This is a genomic window from Adlercreutzia sp. CNCM I-6207 (assembly GCF_977072305.1).
This window is the reverse complement of sequence record NZ_CDRVLZ010000001.1, coordinates 223,082-243,487: the sequence shown is the minus strand read 5'-3', so window position 1 is coordinate 243,487 and position 20,406 is coordinate 223,082. Positions and strand designations below refer to the sequence as shown.

18 protein-coding genes are annotated in these 20,406 nt (G+C 63.9%); 5 read left to right on the top strand and 13 right to left on the bottom strand.

Annotated features, from left to right (window positions below; genetic code table 11):
• Nucleotides 1–55 precede the first annotated feature (55 nt).
• On the bottom strand, nt 56–475 hold the full coding sequence (locus tag ACW4QM_RS01000; RefSeq protein ID WP_173113978.1) for an RrF2 family transcriptional regulator: 420 nt from the start codon (nt 473–475) through the stop codon (nt 56–58).
• 179 nt (nt 476–654) lie between these two features.
• On the opposite strand from ACW4QM_RS01000, the gene nifS reads away from it, so the two are divergent.
• Both nifS and nifU read left to right on the top strand, forming a co-directional pair.
• Nucleotides 655–1,881 carry a cysteine desulfurase NifS gene (gene nifS, locus ACW4QM_RS00995; RefSeq protein WP_455798099.1) on the top strand — a complete coding sequence of 409 codons (1,227 nt, stop codon included), beginning with the start codon at nt 655–657 and terminating at the stop codon, nt 1,879–1,881.
• Nucleotides 1,882–1,925: 44 nt separating this feature from the next.
• Nucleotides 1,926–2,384: a Fe-S cluster assembly scaffold protein NifU gene (nifU, locus tag ACW4QM_RS00990; RefSeq protein WP_321203145.1), complete on the top strand. Its 459-nt coding sequence runs from the start codon at nt 1,926–1,928 to the stop codon at nt 2,382–2,384.
• A 99-nt stretch (nt 2,385–2,483) separates the two neighbouring features.
• Here the strand turns inward: nifU and ACW4QM_RS00985 are convergent, their stop codons facing one another.
• A complete protein-coding gene (locus tag ACW4QM_RS00985; RefSeq protein WP_455798098.1) occupies nt 2,484–3,428 on the bottom strand; it encodes a sortase domain-containing protein in 945 nt (314 codons plus the stop codon).
• Between the two features lie 189 nt (nt 3,429–3,617).
• Between ACW4QM_RS00985 and ACW4QM_RS00980 the strand changes: the two genes are divergently transcribed.
• Together ACW4QM_RS00980 and ACW4QM_RS00975 are read left to right on the top strand one after the other, a co-directional pair.
• Nucleotides 3,618–3,932 carry a hypothetical protein gene (locus ACW4QM_RS00980; protein WP_237974386.1) on the top strand — a complete coding sequence of 105 codons (315 nt, stop codon included), beginning with the start codon at nt 3,618–3,620 and terminating at the stop codon, nt 3,930–3,932.
• Nucleotides 3,916–4,377 carry a PIN domain-containing protein gene (locus ACW4QM_RS00975; protein WP_237974387.1) on the top strand — a complete coding sequence of 154 codons (462 nt, stop codon included), beginning with the start codon at nt 3,916–3,918 and terminating at the stop codon, nt 4,375–4,377. The genes ACW4QM_RS00980 and ACW4QM_RS00975 overlap by 17 nt, the downstream gene beginning before the upstream one ends.
• Before the next feature lie 71 nt (nt 4,378–4,448).
• Here the strand turns inward: ACW4QM_RS00975 and ACW4QM_RS00970 are convergent, their stop codons facing one another.
• From ACW4QM_RS00970 to ACW4QM_RS00955, 4 genes are read right to left on the bottom strand one after another with little or no spacing between them, the layout of a single operon-like run.
• Nucleotides 4,449–5,030 carry a M48 family metallopeptidase gene (locus ACW4QM_RS00970; protein ID WP_237974388.1) on the bottom strand — a complete coding sequence of 194 codons (582 nt, stop codon included), beginning with the start codon at nt 5,028–5,030 and terminating at the stop codon, nt 4,449–4,451.
• Between the two features lie 42 nt (nt 5,031–5,072).
• Nucleotides 5,073–5,945, bottom strand: a complete 873-nt coding sequence (gene rsmI, locus ACW4QM_RS00965; protein ID WP_302148419.1) for a 16S rRNA (cytidine(1402)-2'-O)-methyltransferase — start codon at nt 5,943–5,945, stop codon at nt 5,073–5,075.
• Complete coding sequence (locus tag ACW4QM_RS00960; protein ID WP_455798097.1) at nt 5,945–10,726, bottom strand: acyl-CoA dehydratase activase-related protein; 4,782 nt, start codon at nt 10,724–10,726, stop codon at nt 5,945–5,947. Before ACW4QM_RS00960 ends, rsmI begins: the two co-directional genes overlap by 1 nt.
• 15 nt (nt 10,727–10,741) lie before the next feature.
• On the bottom strand, nt 10,742–11,410 hold the full coding sequence (locus ACW4QM_RS00955) for a TetR/AcrR family transcriptional regulator (RefSeq protein WP_415979576.1): 669 nt from the start codon (nt 11,408–11,410) through the stop codon (nt 10,742–10,744).
• 218 nt (nt 11,411–11,628) lie between these two features.
• On the opposite strand from ACW4QM_RS00955, the gene ACW4QM_RS00950 reads away from it, so the two are divergent.
• Nucleotides 11,629–13,005: an LCP family protein gene (locus ACW4QM_RS00950; protein ID WP_455798096.1), complete on the top strand. Its 1,377-nt coding sequence runs from the start codon at nt 11,629–11,631 to the stop codon at nt 13,003–13,005.
• A 221-nt stretch (nt 13,006–13,226) separates the two neighbouring features.
• Here the strand turns inward: ACW4QM_RS00950 and ACW4QM_RS00945 are convergent, their stop codons facing one another.
• The 7 genes from ACW4QM_RS00945 to ACW4QM_RS00915 form a co-directional block, all read right to left on the bottom strand.
• On the bottom strand, nt 13,227–13,844 hold the full coding sequence (locus ACW4QM_RS00945) for a DUF4405 domain-containing protein (RefSeq protein WP_302404364.1): 618 nt from the start codon (nt 13,842–13,844) through the stop codon (nt 13,227–13,229).
• A complete protein-coding gene (locus ACW4QM_RS00940; RefSeq protein ID WP_452040241.1) occupies nt 13,841–14,203 on the bottom strand; it encodes a hypothetical protein in 363 nt (120 codons plus the stop codon). The genes ACW4QM_RS00945 and ACW4QM_RS00940 overlap by 4 nt, the downstream gene beginning before the upstream one ends.
• A gap of 103 nt (nt 14,204–14,306) precedes the next feature.
• On the bottom strand, nt 14,307–15,581 hold the full coding sequence (nrfD, locus tag ACW4QM_RS00935; RefSeq protein ID WP_241521395.1) for an NrfD/PsrC family molybdoenzyme membrane anchor subunit: 1,275 nt from the start codon (nt 15,579–15,581) through the stop codon (nt 14,307–14,309).
• Between the two features lie 18 nt (nt 15,582–15,599).
• A complete protein-coding gene (locus ACW4QM_RS00930; protein WP_114549392.1) occupies nt 15,600–16,229 on the bottom strand; it encodes a 4Fe-4S dicluster domain-containing protein in 630 nt (209 codons plus the stop codon).
• A gap of 2 nt (nt 16,230–16,231) precedes the next feature.
• The gene (locus ACW4QM_RS00925) at nt 16,232–18,769 is read right to left on the bottom strand and encodes a molybdopterin-containing oxidoreductase family protein (protein ID WP_302683401.1); all 2,538 of its coding nucleotides are present in this window, start codon (nt 18,767–18,769) and stop codon (nt 16,232–16,234) included.
• 280 nt (nt 18,770–19,049) lie between these two features.
• A complete protein-coding gene (locus ACW4QM_RS00920; protein ID WP_114549390.1) occupies nt 19,050–19,652 on the bottom strand; it encodes a DUF3800 domain-containing protein in 603 nt (200 codons plus the stop codon).
• A 333-nt stretch (nt 19,653–19,985) separates the two neighbouring features.
• Nucleotides 19,986–20,387: a GntR family transcriptional regulator gene (locus ACW4QM_RS00915; protein ID WP_114549389.1), complete on the bottom strand. Its 402-nt coding sequence runs from the start codon at nt 20,385–20,387 to the stop codon at nt 19,986–19,988.
• Between the last annotated feature and the right edge of the window lie 19 nt (nt 20,388–20,406).

Here is a 20,406-nt window from a genome sequence, read left to right as displayed (position 1 = left end):
TCTCGTCGCGGCACAGGTAATTACACATGATACGCGAAAGAGGTCTGGTGGTAGATTACAAGTTGGCAGCGGCGGCGGAAGAGGCGACGTCGGCGAGGGTGAGCCCGGAGAGATAATCGCCGATCGCCACTTGAAGGCCGCCCCACACGCGACGAGACGGGCAGTCCTCGGCGCGCTCGCAGGCAGAGAGCGACCCCATGCAGTCGAGCAACTCCAAGCCGTCCTCGGAGGCGGCGACGATGTCGGCCAGCGTGATGGCACTTGCATCGCGGGAAAGACGGTAGCCGCCCTGGTTCCCGCGCGTCACGTCGAGCAATCCCGCGCTGGCGAGAGGCGCGACGACCTGCTCGAGATATTTCTTGGAAAGGCCCTGGCGGTCGGCGATATCCTTCAGGGCCACGCGGCCCTCCCCCTGGCTTTGGGCCAAATCGATCATGAAACGCATGCCGTAGCGGGTCTTCGTCGAAATCTTCACCGAGGTCGCCTTTCTGGGAAATCGTCGTGAATATGGTAACAATCATAAGAGGTTCTTGACAATCTCCGCAACCCGATTATATTAAACTCTAGCAAATTACTAGACTTAGATGGGGGCGCCCGGCCGCGTCCGAGAACCGTACCGGGCGAATCCATCCCAGACGCGGAAGCAGGAGCACCATGAGGCAGATCTACCTTGACCATGCGTCCACGACGCCCGTTCGCCCCGAAGTGGTGGAGGCCATGGCCCCCTACTTCACCGAGCATTTCGGCAATCCTTCCTCCATTTACCCCTTGGGCCAGGAGGCCTCCGACGCCGTGGCTGCCGCCCGCGAGAGCTTGGCCAGCCTCATCGGCGCGACGCCGCGCGAAATCTTCTTCTCGAGCGGCGGCACCGAATCGGACAACTGGGCCCTCAAGGGCTTCGCTCGGGCCAACGCCACCAAGGGGCGCCACATCATCACGAGCGCCATCGAGCACCACGCGGTGCTTCACACCTGCGAGGCGCTGGAGCGCGAGGGCTTCGAGGTGACCTATCTTCCCGTGGACGAGCACGGACTCGTGAGCGTTGAGGACTTCGAGGCGGCCATCCGCCCGGACACCATCCTGGCCTCCATCATGTTCGCCAACAACGAGATCGGCACCATCGAGCCTATTCGCGAGCTGGCGGCGGCCGCCCACGAGGCGAGCGTCGCCTTCCACACCGACGCGGTGCAGGCCTTCGGCCATGAGCCCATCGACGTGAACGAGCTGGGCATCGACATGCTGTCGGCGTCGTCCCACAAGATCTACGGCCCCAAGGGCGTCGGCCTTTTGTATGTGCGCCGTGGCGTGAAGCTTCAGAACCTTCTCGATGGCGGCCAGCAGGAGCGCGGGCGCCGCGGCTCCACGGAGAACGTGCCCGGCATCGTCGGCTTCGCGCGCGCCGCCGAATTGGCCGCGGAGGAAATCGCCCCCGAGCGCGACCGTCAGCTGGCCCTGCGCGACCATGCCATCCGCCGCATTCTCGAGGAGATCCCCTCGGCCAAGCTCAACGGCAGCTGGGAGAGCCGCCTGGCCAACAACGTGAACTTCTCCTTCGAGTTCATCGAGGGCGAGGGCATGCTGCTGCAGCTGGCCACCCGGGGCATCTGCGTGTCCTCCGGTTCCGCCTGCACCTCCGGCTCGCTGGACCCGAGCCACGTGCTTTTGGCCATCGGCCTTCCCCACGAGATCGCCCACGGCTCGCTGCGCATGACGCTGGGCCGCGACACCACACGGGAAGACGTCGACTTCGCCGTGGACTCGCTTAAGGCCACGTTGCAGAACCTGCGCATGATGAGCCCCCTGTACGAGGACTTCCAGCAGGGCAAGGTGGAATCGGTCATCGAGCGCTTCAAAGCCGACGGCTTCCCCTACGCGAACTAGCATCACTCATCACCTCCCCTCAATAGAAAGAGAGAACCCCCCTCATGGCCATGAACTACTCCGATAAAGTGATGGAGCACTTCACCAATCCCCAGAACGTCGGCGAGATCGAAAACGCGAGCGGCTGCGGCACCGTGGGCAATGCGGTGTGCGGCGACATCATGCGCGTGTACCTCGACATCGACGAGAACAACGTCATCCGCGACGCGAAGTTCAAGACCTTCGGCTGCGGCGCCGCCATCGCCACAAGCTCCATGGCCACCGTACTCGTGAAGGGCAAGACGGTGCAGGAGGCGCTGGAGGTCACGAACAAGGCCGTCATGGAGGCCTTAGACGGGCTGCCCCCGGTGAAGGTGCACTGCTCGCTGCTGGCCGAAGAGGCCATCCATGCGGCGCTGTGGGACTACGCCGAGAAGAACGGCATCGTCATCGAGGGCCTGGAGAAGCCCGTGAGCGACATCTCCGAGCACGACCACGGCCACGGCGACGAGGACGACGAGTAGCCGCTGGCTCTCCGACAAGCCGCTGGTTCGACCCGGAAGCCCAAGGGCTTCCGGGCTCTTCTCTTTTCAAGCCGGCGCGTGCCGCAAAGTCGCCCACCCCTACGCTGCAACGACGATGACGTTCATGCCGTCGCCCGCGCAGGTTTGCAGCACCACCGACTCGCCGTAACCGGTTACCCGCGAAGCGATGGTCTTCCACGTGGCCGTCTCCTCCACCTGGAACACATCCCTCACCGTATAAGTGCGCCGCCCTCCCGAGCGGTCGCACACGACGACGGCATCGCCCGAGGACAGCGAACGCACCGGTGCGAACGAGCCGGGGTTATGTCCGACGAAATAGCCCCAGCTGCCGTCATCCACCGCGTCCGACCCCAGCCAAAGGCCGCCTCCGGAACTCGGCGTCGTGCCGCCGCGCACATCGCGGTAGGGAATGGCGGTACCGCCCACCACCAGCGTGCCGGGGGCGATCGAGTCGGCAGCGCCCGAACCCTCGTCGGATGGCACCTCCCCGGAAGCAGCAGAGCCGCCTTCTGCCGATGCCCCTTCCGAGGGCTCGGACCCAGGTGCACTCGGCTGAGAGGCGAGTCCCCCGCCTTCCGCCGCACTTCCGGACCCCTTCGACGCCTCCTGGCCGCCGCGCTGCTCGTCCGCCCGATCCGCCTCTTCCGAACACGCACCCGCAGCCTCGCCCGATGAGGCACCTGGGCCCTCGGCAGAAAGATGAGCGTCCTGCGCCCCGGCGGCTTCGGCCGGCGTTTGCTCCCCTGCTTCCGTGGCAGCTTCCCGCTCTACCGCTTCTGAAGCCCTATAGGCCGCAAGCGCCCGCTGCACTTCGGCGCGATGGGAACGGGCCAAGGCCCCCGCTTTCTCTTCCAACTTCTTGCCCACCAGCGGCCCCCAGACATCCCCAGACTGTACGCCCCCTTCGGGCACGGATCCCTCGCTCCCCCAAGCTACCGCGCCAAGCCCCAGGCCGGCACCCAAGGTAAGCGCCAGCGCTCCTGCCACCACAGCCTTCTTTTTACGTCCAACAACCTCTCCCATGCTCTCACCAGGCCTTTCGCTCTCAAAACCGAATATTTGTTCGCATTGTAATGTAATACAAGCTCAATGAAAAGCCCTTTTAGTACAAAAGTTCGTTATTTGGTTTTCAACGAAGATTTCGCCTATCCAATCTGCCACTTGCTTGTTCGACAGTATTACACTATAGTGGCGGAAAGGAAGGAGGCCGTTATGGACGCTATCGTCTCGGCCCGTGTGCCCATCGCTTTGAAAGAGCGGGGCAATGGCATTTTGCACGACATCGGCTCAACACCAACCCAGCTTATCAACGCCGCCTACCAGTTCGTTCTCGCGGAGCACGAGCTGCCCAAGCCCCATGATCCTCTCGGGGGGATGCGGGGCGCGAAGCGCGAGCTGACCGACGAGCAGAAAGAGAAGGTGCGCCGCTCCCTCAAGGCCATGTACGTCGGGCCGTCCGCCACAGACGAGCCATTCTCACGTCAACTCAACGCCGCAAGGGATGAGCGCTATGCGCGTTTTGCTTGACACCAACGTGCTCATAGGCCTCTACACACAGCAACCTCCCGAGGGCGACATCGCCCAGAAACTGCTGGTGATGAAGGAATTCGGCGATGTCGAACTGTGGGTCTCGGCGAAATCGTTCACCGACGTGTTCTACGTACTCCATAAGACCTATAGCAGCGATTATGTGCAGAGCGCCTTCGAAGAAAGCTACCAATGGTTGGAAATCTGCTCCGTCGACAGCGCTGACATTCACCGAGCGACGAGCCGGCGATGGGCTGATTTCGAAGACTGCCTGGTTGACGTGTGCGCCGAGAAGGTAAAGGCCGACTTTCTGCTCACGCGCGACGAAAAGGGATTCGCCCAGGCTCACGTACCCGTGATGAGCCCGGGCGACTTCTTCAACTACATTGAAAGCGAATACCAAATCACCTACGACATCGTCGATTTAAGCGAAGAGGCGGACTAGTCCGAAGAGCGCCCGGCACCAGCTAATTCCCCGTCGAGCGCTGTTTCCACCAAACGCAGAGGGCAATCCCCCTACCGCAGCTTGGCGCGGCGCTCTTTCCAGTCGGGCATGAAAGTGTCCATGAGGGCGTGGAAGCGGGGGCCGTGGCCGCGTTCCAGCAGGTGGCACAGCTCGTGGACGACCACGTATTCCAAGCACTCCGGCGGGTACAGGGCCAGGCGCACGTTGATGCAAATGCAGCCCGTCGAAGGCTGGCAGCTGCCCCAGCGGCTCGTCATGTTGCGGTAAGCGATCTTACCCGCCTTCACGCCCATGATGGGCTCCCAGGCCTCGATGAGCGCGGGCACGCAGGCCGCGACGACCGCCTTCCACTGCGCTACTTCCGCAGGCGTGGCCGCGGCGGCCTCGGCGCGCGGCGATTGCGCGATCTCCCGCTGCTGGCGCTCTATCCAGTCGCGCTTCTCCCCCACGAACTTCCGGATGGTGGCGAGCGGCAGGTGCAGGGGCGCCGACACCTCGATGCGCCCGTCGGGCGGCTTCACCCGCAGGTGCATGTTCTTGATGGCCTTGCGGGTGAGCCAAACCTCCAAACCGTCGATAAAGACGAGCTCGGGGGGCATCGTTTTTGCCGGACGCTTTCTCGTTGCTGCCATGGGATTCTTCGACTCGCTTCGCTCGCTCAGGATGACACGGGATTAACGAGCGGCCTGCATGGCCAGGTTGTAGGCGTCGTTGCGGGGGATACGGAACTCGGCGGCGAGACGCTTGGCGACCTCTTTGGTGCGCAAGCCCTCCGCCACGAGCTCGGCAGCGCGCGCGGTGGCCGATGCCGCCGCAATCTCGGCGCCGGCGGCCGCCTCCGCCTCACCCGGCGCGTCTATCACGAGCGCGATCTCGCCGCGAACGCCGCCGGGCTCCTTAGCACGGGCCGCAAAAAGCTCACGTAGCTCGGCCGCCGTTCCCCGGGCCACCTCCTCGTGCAGCTTCGTCAGCTCGCGGCACACCGCTACCTCGCGCCACGGCAGCACTTCGGCGATGGCCGAAAGTGCCGCCACCAGCCGATTCGGGCTTTCGTAGAACACGAGCGCTGCATCCAGGCTGCGCAGCTCTTCCAGCACCGAGCGCTGCTCGGCCACCTTGCGCGGGAAGAAGCCGCCGAAGTAGAAGCGCGGGCACACCGTTCCCGAGGCCACGTAGGCGCAGGCCGCCGCCGAGGCGCCGGGCAGCACCTCCACGGCCACGCCGGCCTCGCGCGCCGCGGCCACAAGTCGCAGCCCCGGATCGGATACGCCGGGCATGCCGGCGTCCGAGCAATAAGCTACCACCTCGCCGGCAGCCACTCGTTCCACCACACCCGCAGCCCGCGAGCCGATCATCGCCTCGTCCAGCCGCACGAGCCGCTTCTCGATCCCGAAATGCGCGAGCAGCTTCCCCGTCACCCGGGTGTCCTCCGCACACACCACATCGGCCTCGCGCAGCGCCTCAAGCGAGCGCAGCGTCATATCGCCCAAGTTCCCAATGGGCGTCGGCACGATGACGAGTTTCCCCGAAGCGTTGGCAGATTCCACTACTCCACGACCTCGGTCGTCTCCACTTCCACGGAGGCGGCCATGGCCTCGGGCTCCTCCGGAGCGCCGTCGCGGGCGACCGCCCGGGCGGCGCGGGCCTCGGCCTCCTTCTCGGCCAAATTCGCCTTGGCCACGGCGATCATGAGCTTGATGCGGTTGAGCTGGTTCACCTCGCTCGCACCGGGGTCGTAGTCCACGGCCACGATGTTGCTCTCCGGGTAGCGGCGGCGCAGCTCCTTAATGGTGGCCTTGCCCACCACGTGGTTCGGCAAACAGGCGAAGGGCTGGGTGCACACCACGTTCGGGCAGCCGGAGCGAATGAGCTCCACCATCTCAGCGGTGAGCAGCCACCCCTCGCCCATGGAGTTGCACAGGGAAAGGATCTCGCTCGCGTAGTCGGCCAGCTCGTAGATGTCCGCCGGCGGGTGGAAGCGACTCGACTTCTCCAGCGCGTCGTTCACGGGCTTGCGCAGCTTCTTGATGGCGGCCAGGCCGATCTTGCTCCCGAGCGCGCTCTTCTTCGACTTGCCGATAGGCTGCTGGAAGATGCCGCCGGCGATGCCGAACAGGAAGAACTCGATAAGCCCGGGCACCACGGCCTCGCAGCCCTCGCGCTCGATGACGTCCACGATCTGGTTGTTGGCCGTCGGGTGGAACTTCACGAGGATCTCGCCCACCACGCCCACGCGGGGTTTCGTGCCCTCGCCGGCCAGGGGCAGCGCGTCGAAGTCCTCCACGATGCGGCGCACCGTGCGGCGGAACTCCGACTGGCGCACGCCGCGCTCGAGCTGGTGCTTGCAGGCGTCCATCCAGTACTGGAACAGGCGGTTCGCGCTGCCCGGCTCCACCTCGTAGGGGCGCGTGCGATACAAGCACATCATGAGCAAATCGCCGTACTGCAGCGCGTAAATGGCCTGGTAGAGCATCTTCGGCGTGATCTTGAAGCCAGGGTTCTCCTCGCCCAGGTCCTTGAAGGAGATGGCGATGACCGGGATGTGCCCGAGCCCCACGGACTTCAGCGCCTTGCGGATGAGCGAGATGTAGTTGGTGGCGCGGCAGCCGCCGCCGGTCTGGGTGATGAGCACGGCCAGCTTGTCGGTGTCGTACTTGCCCGACAGCACCGCTTCCATAATCTGGCCCGTGACCAGGATGGACGGGTAGCAGATGTCGTTGTTCACGTACTTCAGGCCCGCGTCCACCGCGCCGTGGTCCACCGAGGGCAAAAGCGCCACGTTGTAGCCGGCGCGCTTGAAGATGGGCACCAGAAGCTCGAAGTGGTAGGGGGCCATCTGGGGCGCGAGGATCGTCCAGCCCTCGTTGCGCATCTGCTCGGTGAACTGGGGTCGCGCGAACTCAGTGGAGGCGCCCTCGCGCTGCTCGATCTCGGCCGCGGCCACCACGCCATCGGCTTTCTCGGTGAAGCTGGCGGGCACGAGCTTGTCCAGGTTGTCCAAGTCGATGCACGCAGCCGGGCAGCCCCTCTTCTCGGCGGCGGCGTCGGCTTCCGCCTCGGCCTCGCGGTCGGCCTGGTCCTTCAAAGCTGCAAGCAGGCTGCGCACGCGAATGCGCGCCGCGCCCAAGTTCGACACCTCGTCGATCTTCAGCACCGTGTACACCTTGCCGGCCGCTTCCAACACCTCCTGCACCTGATCGGTGGTGAGGGCATCCAGGCCGCATCCGAAGGAGTTCAGCTGAATGAGATCGAGATCCTTACGCTGGGTGACCACCTTGGCCGCCGCGTACAGGCGCGTGTGGTACATCCACTGATCCACCACGCGAATGGGCCGCTCCAGCTGGCCCAAGTGCGCCACGGAGTCCTCGGTGAGCACGGCCAAACCGAAGCTCGTGAGCAGCTCGGGGATGGCGTGGTTGATCTCGGGATCCTGATGGTAGGGGCGCCCGGCCAGCACGATGCCGCGCGTGCCGGTCTTCTCCATCCACGCGAGGGTTTCCACACCCTTCGTGCGAATATCGCGTTTGAACGCCTCGTCCTCGGCCCAGGCCGCCTCCACCGCCGCCCGGATCTCGTCAGCCGTGAGCGCGGGGCCGCACCCGTTCGTCTCTTTCGCAAAGTTCTCGGTCAGCTCCACCACCAGGCGCTCGGCCAGCTTGTCCTTGTCGTGGTAGGGCACCCACGGCGACACGAAGGCCACATCGGTCTCGCGCAGCTCGTCGATGTTCAGGCGCAGCGCCTCGGGGTAACTCGCCACAATGGGGCAGTTGAAGTGGTTGCCGGCGGTCTCGTCCTCCTGGCGCTCCCACTTCGAACACGGCATCCAGATGAAGTCCGGGTGCTTGTCGAGCAGGTTCATGATGTGGCCGTGCGAAAGCTTCGCCGGATAGCACACGCTCTCGGAGGGCATCGATTCGATGCCGGCCTCGTAGGTCTTCTTCGTGGACGGGTCGGACAGCACCACCCGGTACCCCAGCTTCGTGAAAAAGGTGAACCAGAACGGGTAGTTCTCGTACATGTTGAGCGCGCGCGGGATGCCCACGGTGCCGCGGGGCGCCTCCTCGGGCGCCAGGGGCTCGTAGCCGAAGGTGCGCTCGGCCTTGTACTCGAACAGGTTCGGCACGGCCGACTTCTCGGTGCCGGTGCCCAAACTCTCGCCCTTCTCGCAGCGGTTGCCGGTGATGAAGCGGCGGTGCTTGCCCGTCGCCGCATCGATGCCGAAATCGTTCACTGTGAGCAGGCAGGCGTTCGAGCAGCCCTTGCAGCGCACGGTGCGATGCGTCGGCGCGAGCGCCTCGATCTCCTCAAGGGACAAAAGCCCACTCAGGGGCACCTTCGGGCCCAGATCCGGCGACAGCGGCACGTTCTCGGTGCGCCGACGCGTCTCCTCAAAGCGGTCGCGGGCCAACAATGCCGCGCCGAAGGCGCCCATGTTGCCGGCGATGTCGGGACGGATGGCGTTCACTTCGGAGAGCTGCTCGAAGGCGCGCAGCACCGCATCGTTCAAGAAGGTGCCGCCCTGCACGATGACCTTCGTGCCCACATCGTGCGGGTCGCGAATCTTGATGACCTTGAACAGGGCGTTCTTGATAACGGAAATCGCCAGACCCGCGGCGATGTCGCCTACGGTGGCGCCCTCCTTCTGGGCCTGTTTCACGCGGCTGTTCATGAACACGGTGCAGCGGCTGCCCAGATCCACCGGGTTCTCGGCGGAGATGGCCGTGGCGGCGAACTCGGCCACGTCCAGGTTCAGGCCGCTCGCGAAGGACTCGATGAAGCTGCCGCAGCCCGAGGAACAGGCCTCGTTCAGCATGATGTGGTCGATGACGCCGTCCTTCACGCGCAAGCACTTCATGTCCTGGCCGCCGATGTCCAGGATGAACTCCACGCCGGGCAGCATCTCCTGGGCGCCGCGCAAATGGGCCACCGTCTCAATCTCGCCGGAGTCGACCCGCAGGGCCTCCAGCAGAAGCCCCTCGCCGTAGCCGGTCACCGTGGCGTGGCCTATCTGCACGAGCGGCTCATCCGTTTCCGGGTCGCGGGGCAGCGCCTGGTACAGCTCGGCCACGGCCGCCTTGGCGCAGCCCAGCACGTCGCCCTTGTTCGAGGCGTAGGTGGACCACAGAAGCGCCCCGTCCTCGCCGATGAGCGCCGCCTTGAACGTGGTGGAGCCGGCGTCGATGCCGAGGAAGGCCACGCCCCGGTAGTCCTCAAGCGACGCGCGACGCACGCGCTCGGCGTCGTGGCGAGCGTGGAACTCCGCCAGCTCCGCCTCGTCGGCGAACAGCGGCGCCAGGCGTACCACCTCCGAGCCCTGCATGTCGCCCAGGCCCTCCAGGCGCGTCAGCACATCGAAAAGCTTCTCGGGCCGCGCGCCCTCTGCCACACCGGCGATGGCGCAGCCGGCAGCCACGAACAGGTGCGCGTTCTCGGGCACGATGATGGCCTCGTCGGTCAATTCCAAGGTTTCGTAGAAGCGCTTGCGCAGTTCGGGCAGGTACTGCAAGGGGCCGCCGAGGAAGGCCACATGCCCCCGGATGGGCCGGCCGCAGGCGAGACCGGAGATGGTCTGAGTCACCACCGACTGGAAGATGGAGGCGGCGATGTCCTCCTTGCGCGCGCCCTCGTTCAGAAGCGGCTGAACATCGGTCTTGGCGAACACGCCGCAGCGGCTCGCGATGGGGTAGATGGTCTCATGATCGGCCGCCAGCTCGTTCAGGCCGCCGGCATCCGTGTCCAGAAGGGCCGCCATCTGGTCGATGAAGGCGCCCGTGCCGCCGGCGCAGGTGCCGTTCATGCGCTGCTCGATACCGTTGTCGAAGTAGATGATCTTCGCGTCCTCGCCGCCCAACTCGATGGCGACGTCGGTTTTGGGGATGAAGGTCTCCACCGCCGTCTTCGACGCGATGACCTCCTGCACGAAGGCCACATCGAGCCACTGGGACAGAAGCAGGCCGCCCGATCCGGTGATGGCGATGGTCATGGTCTCGTTCGGATAGGCCGCGGCCGCCTCGCGCAGCACCTCCACGATGGTGGCGCGCACGTCGGCATGATGGCGGCGGTACACCGCCCACAGAATCTCGTTGTCGTTGTCGAGCACCGCCAGCTTCACCGTGGTAGACCCCACGTCGATGCCGATGTGGAAGGGGCAGGCCGCCGCGGCGGCACGGGAGGCGGCGGCGATCTCGGCGGCGTCGGCGCGAGCCTCCTCCACCGTCGTGATGCGCGGCGCGCAGGAGGCGCACGCCGCGGGCGCCGGCTCCTTCACGGACGTGGACGCCTCGGTGATGATCTCGGTGTACTTGCCGTTCTTGGCGTTCTTCTTCATTGGTTTACTCCCAACTTACAGCTCGATGGACTCGCCGGGCTTGATGAACAGAAGGCGCGTGGCGATGCGCGCCATAGTCTCGGAGGATTCGGGGCAGCCGCGCTCGATCCAGTGGGCGATGATCCCTAAGTAGGCGGCGGCGTAGAAGGCGACGTAGTATTCCACGAAGACCGTAGGGTTGTCGCGGTATTTCTCATGCAGGATGTTCTGCACCAGGTTCTCGCAGACCGCCTCACGCAGCCGCGGCCCGAAGCGCACATCGCCCCCGGGGCCAAGCACCGCGTGCAGAAAGTCGCTCTGCTCGCGCAGGTAGTCGAACAGCTCCACGAGGAACGGCAGCGGGCGGCCCGTCGCGCGGAAGGCCAGCATGTCCGCCAGGGTAATGGACTGCATGCGCTCCTGCAGGGCATCGAGGTCGGCCATGACCTCGTCCTCCAGCACGGCGAGCAGCCCGTCCTTGTCGCGGAAGTGGTTGTAGAAAGTGCCGCGGGACGTATCGGCCCGCTCGCATAAGTCGTTCACGGTGAGCGCATCGTAGCCGCGCTCCTCCATGAGCTCGACAAGGGCGCCGCGCAGGGCGCGCCTCGATTTCGCGATGCGCCGATCCTCGCAGGGAGCGGCCGGCGCGCAGGTTGCCGTGGCTATGACGGTCTCCTTCGTTCGGTTGCGATGCAGCGGTCGCATTTCGACAGAACGGCCAAAAATGGACACGCTGTTCAATAGCTCGCATTATAGAGAGCGCCGCCCTTTTCGGCAACCCCTTCCTTCCCCTTCCACCACCCTTCCAAAAGCCTGTTTTCTTGTCGAAGGCGGCCCGCAGTTGCCCTTTTCCTGGTATCTTGGGGTTTCGCATTCGTACCACCGTGCTTATCGAGGAGGCAGGCGCCTGCGCGCCGAACCCTATGGCAAACAGACCTGGCAAGCATTCCGCTCCGCTCAACTCCGGCACCTCGCGCCGGGGCGCCCACTCGGCGCCCCTCGGCTCCGCGCAGGGACGCCGCGGTTCCCACTCCGCCCCCGTAACGAGCGCCGGCCGCAGCACCCGGAGCGCCCAGGCCGCCCGTTCTCGCAGTGCCCAGGCGGACGTTTCGCGCACGCCCCGCGCCGCCCGCGCCCGCTCCTCCTTCGAGGGCACCGGCTTCGCGCCGACCGCGAGCCCCGTTTCCGCCGCGGGCGGCTCCCAAAGCTTCGCCGCCACCGACAGCCTCGCCCGGGCCAAGGCGGCCCGCAAGAAGTCGCGCGGCAAGAAGATCGCCCTCGGCATCGCCGCGGCCCTCGTCGTCGTTCTCGCCGGTGCCGGCACGGCGCTCGCGCTCTACCTGAACGGCATCAACGCCACCATCCAAGGCGGTCTCGACGACGCTGAGTTCAAGGAGCTCGGCGAGCAGCTGGCCCCCGCCAAGGCCGACGGCTCCTATTACGTGGGCATCTTCGGCAGCGACGCCCGCAAGGGCGAGACGGCCAGCCGATCGGACGTGACCATGCTCGCCCGCATCGATCCCGACAAGGGCGTGGTCGACCTCATCTCGGTGCCCCGCGACACCATGATCGACATCGAGGGCCACGGCACCCAGAAGATCAACGCCGCCTATGCCTTCGGCGGCCCGTCCGAGGCCGTGAAAACGCTCTCCACCTTCGCCGGCGTGCCCATCACCCACTACGTGGAGGTGCACTTCGAGGAGCTGAAGGACGTTGTGAACGAACTCGGCGGTATTCAGGTGAACGTGCCCGAGAGCTTCTATTCCGACACGAGCGGCATCTCCCTTGAGGCCGGCGAGCAGACCCTCGACGGCGACCAGGCCCTCGCCTTCGCCCGCGAGCGCCACGCCACCCGCGCCGGTGACTTCTCCCGCGCCCAGGCCCAGCGCATGATCATCGAGGCCATCGTGGAGAAGGTGCTCTCGAAGTCCATCACCGAGATCCCCGGTACCGTGGAATCCCTCGCCCGCTGCGTGACCACCGACTACTCCGTGACCGATCTGGTGTCCCTCGCGCTCACCTTCAAGGACAAGGGACTCACCATGTACTCGGCCGCCTGCCCCAGCTACACCCTGAACCAGGACGGCATCAGCTACGTGGGCACCCAGTACAAGGAGTGGCAGGACATGATGCGCCGCGTGGACGCGGGCCTCGACCCCGCCGACACCTCCGTGGAGATCCCCGAGCCCCAGGCCTCGGACACCGAGCTGGGTGCGGCCACCAACGCCCGGTCCCCCCAGGACTACGAGGGCCTGCTCGAAGGCGCCATGACCACCGACGACGTGAAGACCGCCGAGTAGGGCTGCCGGAAGTCATCCGCGAATCCCGACACACCAAAGGCCCCGACCGCATATGCAGCCGGGGCCTTTTCTATGGAGAATCTTAGCCACCCGCGCCCAATCCGTAGGGCAAGGGCCATGCCCTTGCCGCGGCGAAGGCATGACCTTCGCCCTACGGATCGGCCCCGACGGCTCGTCCGGCTCGTCCGGCTCGATTAAGCCTCGCTCACCGCCTCGTCCCCTTAGGCGGCCTCGCACTCATCGGGGGCACCGCCATCGCGCTCAGGGGATGTTGCCCGGGCACGGGCGATCAGGCGCCAGGCGGCGGCGCCATCGAGGGCCAGGTGCACGACGATGAGCGCAAGGAGCACTTTGGCCGCGGCCGCATGGAGGGGAGCCCAGAAAAAGTAGCCCTCCGCGTACCAGCCGAGGGCCGGCAGGATCGCACCCGACTCCATGAGCCCCGACAGCACCACCACGGCCAAGGCGAGCAGCAGTGTCGCATCCAACACCAACCGCGCCCACGCGCCGGCGCGACGAGGGCGCGCGAACCGCAAGGTGCGGTCGTCCGCAGACTGCGCACCCCTGTCCCCGGCAGCCTCAGCGACACCAACGGCCCTGGCGCCGGTCGCCCCATCGGCGTTGGCGACCTCAGCAGCGGCGGCATTGCGGGAACTTCCCGACGATCTGGCCGGCCGCAGCACGGCGGCCACGAAATCGTAGTGCTGCACCCCATGGACGAACAGCACGACGAGCACCGCCAGACCCAGCCACTCATGGGCGGTCACGCCGGTCAGCGTCGGCAGCGACACAACGGCGTATAGGGCGAGCGCCACCCCGTCGACAATGATCTTCCTCATGGGCGACCTCCCTTCTTCACCAGGGCCACCAGGGCCACGACGAGGGCCACGGGCATGAGGATCCACAGGTTCAGGCTGGCGTCGCTCGCCTGATGGTAGCGGCCCGTGAGCGCCTCCCAGGCGTGGCACTCCACCGAGACGCACCCCGCCTCGGGGCACGTCATCTCGGTCACGCCATCGGGCTCGGGCACATCGTCGAACCCGTGGCACGCCCCGGAGGCGCACCCGACCACGGGACACGGCGCCTCGGCGGTCACGGGGCGCACGGCCAGGACATCCGGCCGCGTCATCCCCACAGCGCCCACGACCACCACCGCCGCCACGAGGAACACCACCAACGAGGCAATGATCTTCTTCATGAAACCCCTCTCTGCAAATAAGGGCCGCCCGCCCTGTGGCAGACGGCCCATACGGAAGAGACCGAGAACCGAATTGGAGGGGTTCGGCCCTCGCTTCTCGCGCCTACTGATCCGACGGACGCAGGGGCAGGAACTTCAGGCCCAGGAAGAAGATGAGGCATCCCAAGGCCACCACGCCCAGGGTCACACCGAACTCGAGCGGCGTCGGCCAGTACACCATGCCGGCGTAGGCCTCGGTCAGGGTGCCCTCCCAGTTCGTGACGCTCATGGAGTTCATGGCGAAGGGCAAATCGAGGTTGGCGATCTGGAAGCCGCCGACTAGCAGCTGCACGCGCTTGCAGAAGATGCCGGCGATGGCGAGCAGCGAGGCGGCCACGAGCAGGCCGTTTCGGCGCAGCGACGGCGTGAGGCAGATGACGGCGCAGGCCGCGCAGCCGACGACCTCCACCCAGAAGAAGGGCGCGAGCGGGCCGGACACCAGCATGGCCACCACCTCGGCGCCCGCGCCGCCGGGGAAGGCCTCGGTCAAGAGATCGCAGCCGAAGAAGTACAGGTCCACCAGCACGAAGGCGCCGAGCAGCTTCGCGAGCTTCACCACATTGGCCTGGTCGAGGGCCAGGTACCCCGCCGCCCGCAGGCCGATGACGACGGCCATCACCAAAGCCGTGCCGCACACGAGCGCCGAGGACACGAACCAGGGGGCCAGAAGCGCGGTGTGCCACATCTCGTGGCCCTGCTGCAGGCCGAAGATCCAGGCGGTCACCGAGTGCACGAGCACCGCGCACACGAGCGCCACCACCGAGATCACGCGCAGCGCCACGGCGCTCATCTGCCCGCGCTCGGCCCTCAGCTGGGCCCACAGGTACACGCACGACAGGATGAGGTAGGTGGCCAGCACGATGATGTCCCACATGAGCGGGCTTCCCATGTTGGAGTACACGAACAGCTCCCACACGCGGAAGGGCTGGCCCATGTCCACGACCACGAGGCCAATGGCGCACACCGTGCAGGCGATGGACGAGAACACGGCCACCTTGGAAATGCCGCCGAAGCCCGCAATGCCGAAGGCCTTGGGCACCGAGGAGATGATGAGGCCGCCGGCCGACAGGCCGACGAAGAACATGAAGCCGGTGATGTAGAGGCCCCAGCTATCCAGGTTGCGCATGGCCGTCTGCACCATGCCGCCGGACAGCTGCATGGCCCACAGCACCAGGCCGATCACCGTCACCACAGCGCTCACGCCAATGGCGATGTTCAGCGCCGGGCTCTTCACGGCCGCCCGCGCACCGACCGCCTCATGGGCACGCTCGCGCTGGCGGGGCGCCGAGAAATCGAGATCGTCGTCGGCGATGACGCCGCCCTGCATATACTCAGACATAGTTCAACTCCCTTCCCGTTACACGAGGAAATACACGGACGGCTCGGTCTCGCGATCTTCCAGAAGACGCATGGAAGATCGCTCCCTCAGCTTCTGGGAGACCTCGGAATCGGGATCGTTCGCATCGCCGAAGATGCGGGCCCGCGCCGAGCAAACCTCGACGCACGCCGGCGCCAGCCCCTTCGCAAGGCGGTGCCAACAGAACGTGCACTTCTCCACCACGTGCTTCTGATGCGGCGCCACGTCTTGATCGCCAACGGGGAAATCGAGGTGATAGCTGGGTTCTTCCCAGTTGAACGAACGCACGCCGTTGTAGGGGCAGGCGCTCATGCACATGCGGCAGCCGATGCACTTGTCGTAGTCCTGGCGCACCACGCCGGTTTCGGGATCTTTGTAGGTGGCGCCCACAGGGCATACCTTCACGCAAGCCGGGTTCTCGCAGTGCTGGCAGGCCACAGTCACGTTATACATCTCCAGGTTAGGATACGTGCCAGCGGGGGCGTCCATATGCGGGCCACCGACGGTCATCACACGGTTCCACCAGATATCCTTCGGAAGGTTGTTTTCCACTTTGCAGGCGACAGCACAGGAGTTGCAGGCAATGCATCGCTTGGTGTCCACCAGCATAACCAATTTGCTCTCAGCCATGGCTATTCCTCATTCCAGACACGAACCTCGACAAGATTGTCGAAATAGCTCTCGTTTACACCGACGGGATCGTACTCGCTGGTCAAAAGCTCCGACCAGCAGCCTGCCTTATGCTGATGCTGCTGCCAGCTCTTGGGGTACACCATGCACCCGGGGCGAATACCGTCGTTGAGGACCGCACGGGCCACGCAATGGCCGCGGTCGTTGTACACCTCGACGTAATCGCCGTCGGCAATACCGCGGACCTCGGCATCGGCGGGGTTCATCTTGATAGTCGGTTCCGGATCGAGCTCGCGCAGGTAGGCGTTGTCCGACCACATGGAGTGCACGCGGAAGCGCGGACGCTCAGACAGCAGGATGAGTTTGTACTTATCCCAGGTGGGGCTGCCCTCGTAGGCCTCGGTGGGATTGAAGTAACGGGGCAGGTGCTCGCGATCCTCATCAAATTCCTGACCCACGTCGAACTGCACGGTGGGATTCTCGACATAGAACTCCATGCGGCCCGATTCGGTGCGGAATTCGGCGTTCTTCCAAGGAATCCAGGGCTTGTCCGCATACCAATACATGTCCTCGTTTTCTTTGATGGCATCGTAGGTGATGCCAAGGGCGCCAAGGCCCGGCGTGTCCACCACCTGGGACATGTACTCGTCCTCGGAAAGATCGATGAGATCCGGATGACCCATGCCAGCAGCCAAAAGCTTCAGAATCTCGAAATCGCTCTTCGACTCGTACAGAGGGTCGATGGCCTTCTCACTGTGGAGGAAGCACTGAGTGGCGGAAATGGGCACCAACTCCTGCTGCTCGAACCAATGGGCCGCCGGCAGCACGATATCGGCGTACTTCACCGTATCGGTGAAGGTGTAGTCGGCCACCACGTACAAATCCATGTTTCCAACGACGTCGTTGATGTACTCGTTAGTGTTTACCTGGTTGGATACGGGATTACCAGCGTACACATAGAGCGAGCGGATGGGATAATCCTGCCCTTTCCACTTGTCGGTACGCATAATCTCCGGAAGGGCGAGGGCCGAAATCATGGGATATTTCGCCGCAGTCATGCCCTTCACGACCGCGTTGATGCCCCAACAGGCCTTGAAGTCACCCACGCCGGTGCCCGCGCCCGGATAACCGATCTGGCCCGTCAGCGCCGCCATGGTGATGTTGGCATGGGCCGCGTGCACACCGTTGGTGTAGGAGTTGGAGCCCCAGCCCAATCGATGGGTGCAGGGGCCGTCGAGGGCAAGATGCGCCAGCTCCACAATGGTCTCGGCGGGAATGTCGCAGATCTCCTGGGCCTTCTCGGGAGCATACTCCATGATGTCTTCCAGCAGCAGATCATAGGCGGTGTTACAGGGAACGCCGTTGAAGTCGTAGGTGCCGTTCAGCTGCGGATCGACGGCTTCAGCCAAACTCTTCACCGCGCCATCGGCATCGAGCACCGCGGGATGGTCGATGATCTTCTGGACGGTCTTGGCCTTGCCCACCTGGGCGCCCTTGTTCTCGCTAGAAGCAGCGGACACCTGACCCGCCTCAACCTCAATTACCTCCGGCTCCACACCCAAGTCGCTCATGCGCAAAAACTTGCCGGTGTCGCTGCGCACGAGGAACGGAGCGCAGGTGTGATCGCGCAGGAAGGGCTTGTTCACAGCGTCCTCGTTCACCATGACGTACATCATGGAGAGCGCCAAGGCGGCATCGGTGGCGGGCTTGATTGGAATCCACAGGTCGGCGCGGGCGGCCAGCTGGGTCATAATGGGATCGATGACCACCAGCTTGGTGCCAGCATCCTGAGCATCGGCCACGAAATGCCAGTCGTGGAGTTGGGCATCGGTGATATTGGCGCCCCACACGAACAGCGTCTTCGCATTCTTGAAATCGGAGGGATCATTGAGCACCCAGTCGCCCAGGTTGCCCACCACGCGGTTGATGCCCCGGGTGTTGGCCTGGTCGCGGGCGATCTTGATCATACTCGCGTTGATCTTGTTGAAGAAGACGTTGTACATGGGCGAGGCCACACCGCTGATGGCGCCCAAGTTGCCCGATCCGCGCGTATAGGCGATGGCCTGCTCGCCATACTCTGCCTGAATACGCTTCCACTCATCGGTGATTTCCTTGATGGCCTCTTCCCAGGTAATGCGCTCCCACTCGCCGGAGCCGCGCTCGCCTACACGGCGCATGGGATACTGGATGCGGTTGGGCCCGTACACGTTGTAGACATGGCTCAGGCCTCGCAGGCAGATACGGTCGACGCGGCCGTCGGGGAACGAATTGAACTGCCGCTTCGACGTTTTGACGATCTTGCCGTCGACGACGTGCAGGTTCAGCTTGCAGGTGCCGGAGCAGTTGCCGCGGCACACGCCGCAGAATATCTGCTCACCGTCGCCCTCGGTCTGTCCTGCCTCATAGGTCGCAGCCTGGGCGAGCCCGCCCGCCGCGAAGGCACCCGCGCCTCCGGCGGCCACAGCGGCGGCAGCAACACCCGTTGATTTGAGAAAGTTTCGACGCGTGAGCCCACCGACGGGGCTGTATGCCTCTGTCATCTTTCCTCCTCGATTCGCACAGGAGTCCCGATTCGCGCTCACACTGAGCGCCATCGCGGAAACTCCCCTTCTCATGCGGGCGGATGGTTGCATCCGCCTCCCTCTCGGTAAGAATTGGCCAAATTCTCCTGGTTGTCATTTTATCGCAATGTATTGTGACAATCAAGACATTGTCGCAACTTTTTGCGACAAGTTTGCTCAGGTTTGGGCTTCATGCCAGCTTTCGCCGCACCTGCTTGAGAAAATTCTGCCTGAAGTTGCGATTGGGTCCAAAGAAACGCTAATAGGTCAAACTGACATTTTCAGTGGCATAGCGCTTCTCGGCCAATTCGATCGTACACAAGTAATCAGCTGCTTGGGCGAGGCGTTTATCTTGATGCGAAAGAGACTTGTAGACGGCTGCGTTTCGAGCGAGAGCATAATCAAAGGCATCGTGAAGGGCGGCGGTCACCGCCTCTTGTCCTCCATCGTAGTAAATTGCCACCTGATCAAAAGTTTGGAACTTCTCGAGACGGTCGAAAATGAAATCAACAATGTCCTTTCGCAGTTGCGATTGTAGTTGATCGCTATTTTTGAAAAACGCTTTGTCGTAGAAAAAAGTATGGTAGCTGATGGGAAGAGTGCGCACGAACATTGAGAACGCTACGAGCAGTCGCTTCCGCTTCTCGACGGAAAGACCCTCGTAGTCTTCGTGACCGTGTAACAAATCAACACTGTGAAAAGGAATGTCGTGTAAATCTTCTAGCTGCAAACGAGCAACATAGGAATCTATGAAGCGCTCGAACCTCTTCGACTGATCATGAAACACCAACGTTGCCATGTAATAGCCGGCATCCATATTTTGCTCGCCAGCCTCGTCGGTAAAACAGCTCAGTGTAAGCATCCCCAATTCCTCCCCAATAACAAGAACGGCGAGGGAACACCCTCGCCAATCTGGAGCCCTCGCGCTTTACGGCGTTCCGGCACATTGTTTATATCACACTGTATCAGTTTTGGGAAGATGGAACCGAAGTGAAGCAGAAAGCGTTACTTCCGGGCGCCATACCCCAGAGCGCAAAGAACACTACCCGTCTCTCGCGCTTTGCAAAGAGGCGACCTGCGGTTTCACACTTTTCCAAGGGAACTTTGCTGATAATTTAACACTTTTCTAAGGGAGTTTGTTGCCATAGTGCACACTTTTTCAAGGGAACTTTGGTGCCGCTTTCAGTTTGGGCGACTACTCCCGCATGAAGTCGCGGTGGGCGAGGCGGGCTTCTACCATGGCGACGATGTCGTCGTCGGCGAGGCCGGCGTTGGTGCAGACGCGGATCATGTCGTCGATGACGAGTTCGATGGGGGAATCGGATACCGTGTGCGCCCCCAGGTCGTGGCGCTCGGCCACGAAGGTGCCCCTCCCCTTCCGCGTGGTGATGTAGCCCTCGCGTTCCAAATCCATATAGGCGCGATTCACCGTGTTGTAGCTGATATCCAGATCCACCGCCAAGGCGCGCACCGTAGGAAGCCTATCGCCGGGGACAAAGGCTCCCGAGCCAATAAGATAGGCAATGCGGTTCTTAATCTGTATCCACACCGGAAGGCCGGAGTTGTGGTCTATAGCGAAAGATTCAAGGACGCCCATGATGCTTCTTTCTCGCGAA

What these genes read in the sequence shown, in the direction of transcription:
- ACW4QM_RS00950 (WP_455798096.1), top strand. Translation starts at nt 11,629, where the DNA reads ATGGCAAACAGACCTGGCAAGCATTCCGCTCCGCTCAACTCCGGCACC.
- ACW4QM_RS00925 (WP_302683401.1), bottom strand. Translation starts at nt 18,769, where the DNA reads ATGACAGAGGCATACAGCCCCGTCGGTGGGCTCACGCGTCGAAACTTT.
- ACW4QM_RS00945 (WP_302404364.1), bottom strand. Translation starts at nt 13,844, where the DNA reads ATGAGGAAGATCATTGTCGACGGGGTGGCGCTCGCCCTATACGCCGTT.
- nrfD (WP_241521395.1), bottom strand. Translation starts at nt 15,581, where the DNA reads ATGTCTGAGTATATGCAGGGCGGCGTCATCGCCGACGACGATCTCGAT.
- ACW4QM_RS00975 (WP_237974387.1), top strand. Translation starts at nt 3,916, where the DNA reads ATGCGCGTTTTGCTTGACACCAACGTGCTCATAGGCCTCTACACACAG.
- ACW4QM_RS00970 (WP_237974388.1), bottom strand. Translation starts at nt 5,030, where the DNA reads ATGGCAGCAACGAGAAAGCGTCCGGCAAAAACGATGCCCCCCGAGCTC.
- nifU (WP_321203145.1), top strand. Translation starts at nt 1,926, where the DNA reads ATGGCCATGAACTACTCCGATAAAGTGATGGAGCACTTCACCAATCCC.
- ACW4QM_RS00915 (WP_114549389.1), bottom strand. Translation starts at nt 20,387, where the DNA reads ATGGGCGTCCTTGAATCTTTCGCTATAGACCACAACTCCGGCCTTCCG.
- ACW4QM_RS00985 (WP_455798098.1), bottom strand. Translation starts at nt 3,428, where the DNA reads ATGGGAGAGGTTGTTGGACGTAAAAAGAAGGCTGTGGTGGCAGGAGCG.
- ACW4QM_RS00955 (WP_415979576.1), bottom strand. Translation starts at nt 11,410, where the DNA reads ATGCGACCGCTGCATCGCAACCGAACGAAGGAGACCGTCATAGCCACG.
- nifS (WP_455798099.1), top strand. Translation starts at nt 655, where the DNA reads ATGAGGCAGATCTACCTTGACCATGCGTCCACGACGCCCGTTCGCCCC.
- ACW4QM_RS00960 (WP_455798097.1), bottom strand. Translation starts at nt 10,726, where the DNA reads ATGAAGAAGAACGCCAAGAACGGCAAGTACACCGAGATCATCACCGAG.
- ACW4QM_RS00980 (WP_237974386.1), top strand. Translation starts at nt 3,618, where the DNA reads ATGGACGCTATCGTCTCGGCCCGTGTGCCCATCGCTTTGAAAGAGCGG.
- ACW4QM_RS00920 (WP_114549390.1), bottom strand. Translation starts at nt 19,652, where the DNA reads ATGCTTACACTGAGCTGTTTTACCGACGAGGCTGGCGAGCAAAATATG.
- ACW4QM_RS00940 (WP_452040241.1), bottom strand. Translation starts at nt 14,203, where the DNA reads ATGAAGAAGATCATTGCCTCGTTGGTGGTGTTCCTCGTGGCGGCGGTG.
- ACW4QM_RS00930 (WP_114549392.1), bottom strand. Translation starts at nt 16,229, where the DNA reads ATGGCTGAGAGCAAATTGGTTATGCTGGTGGACACCAAGCGATGCATT.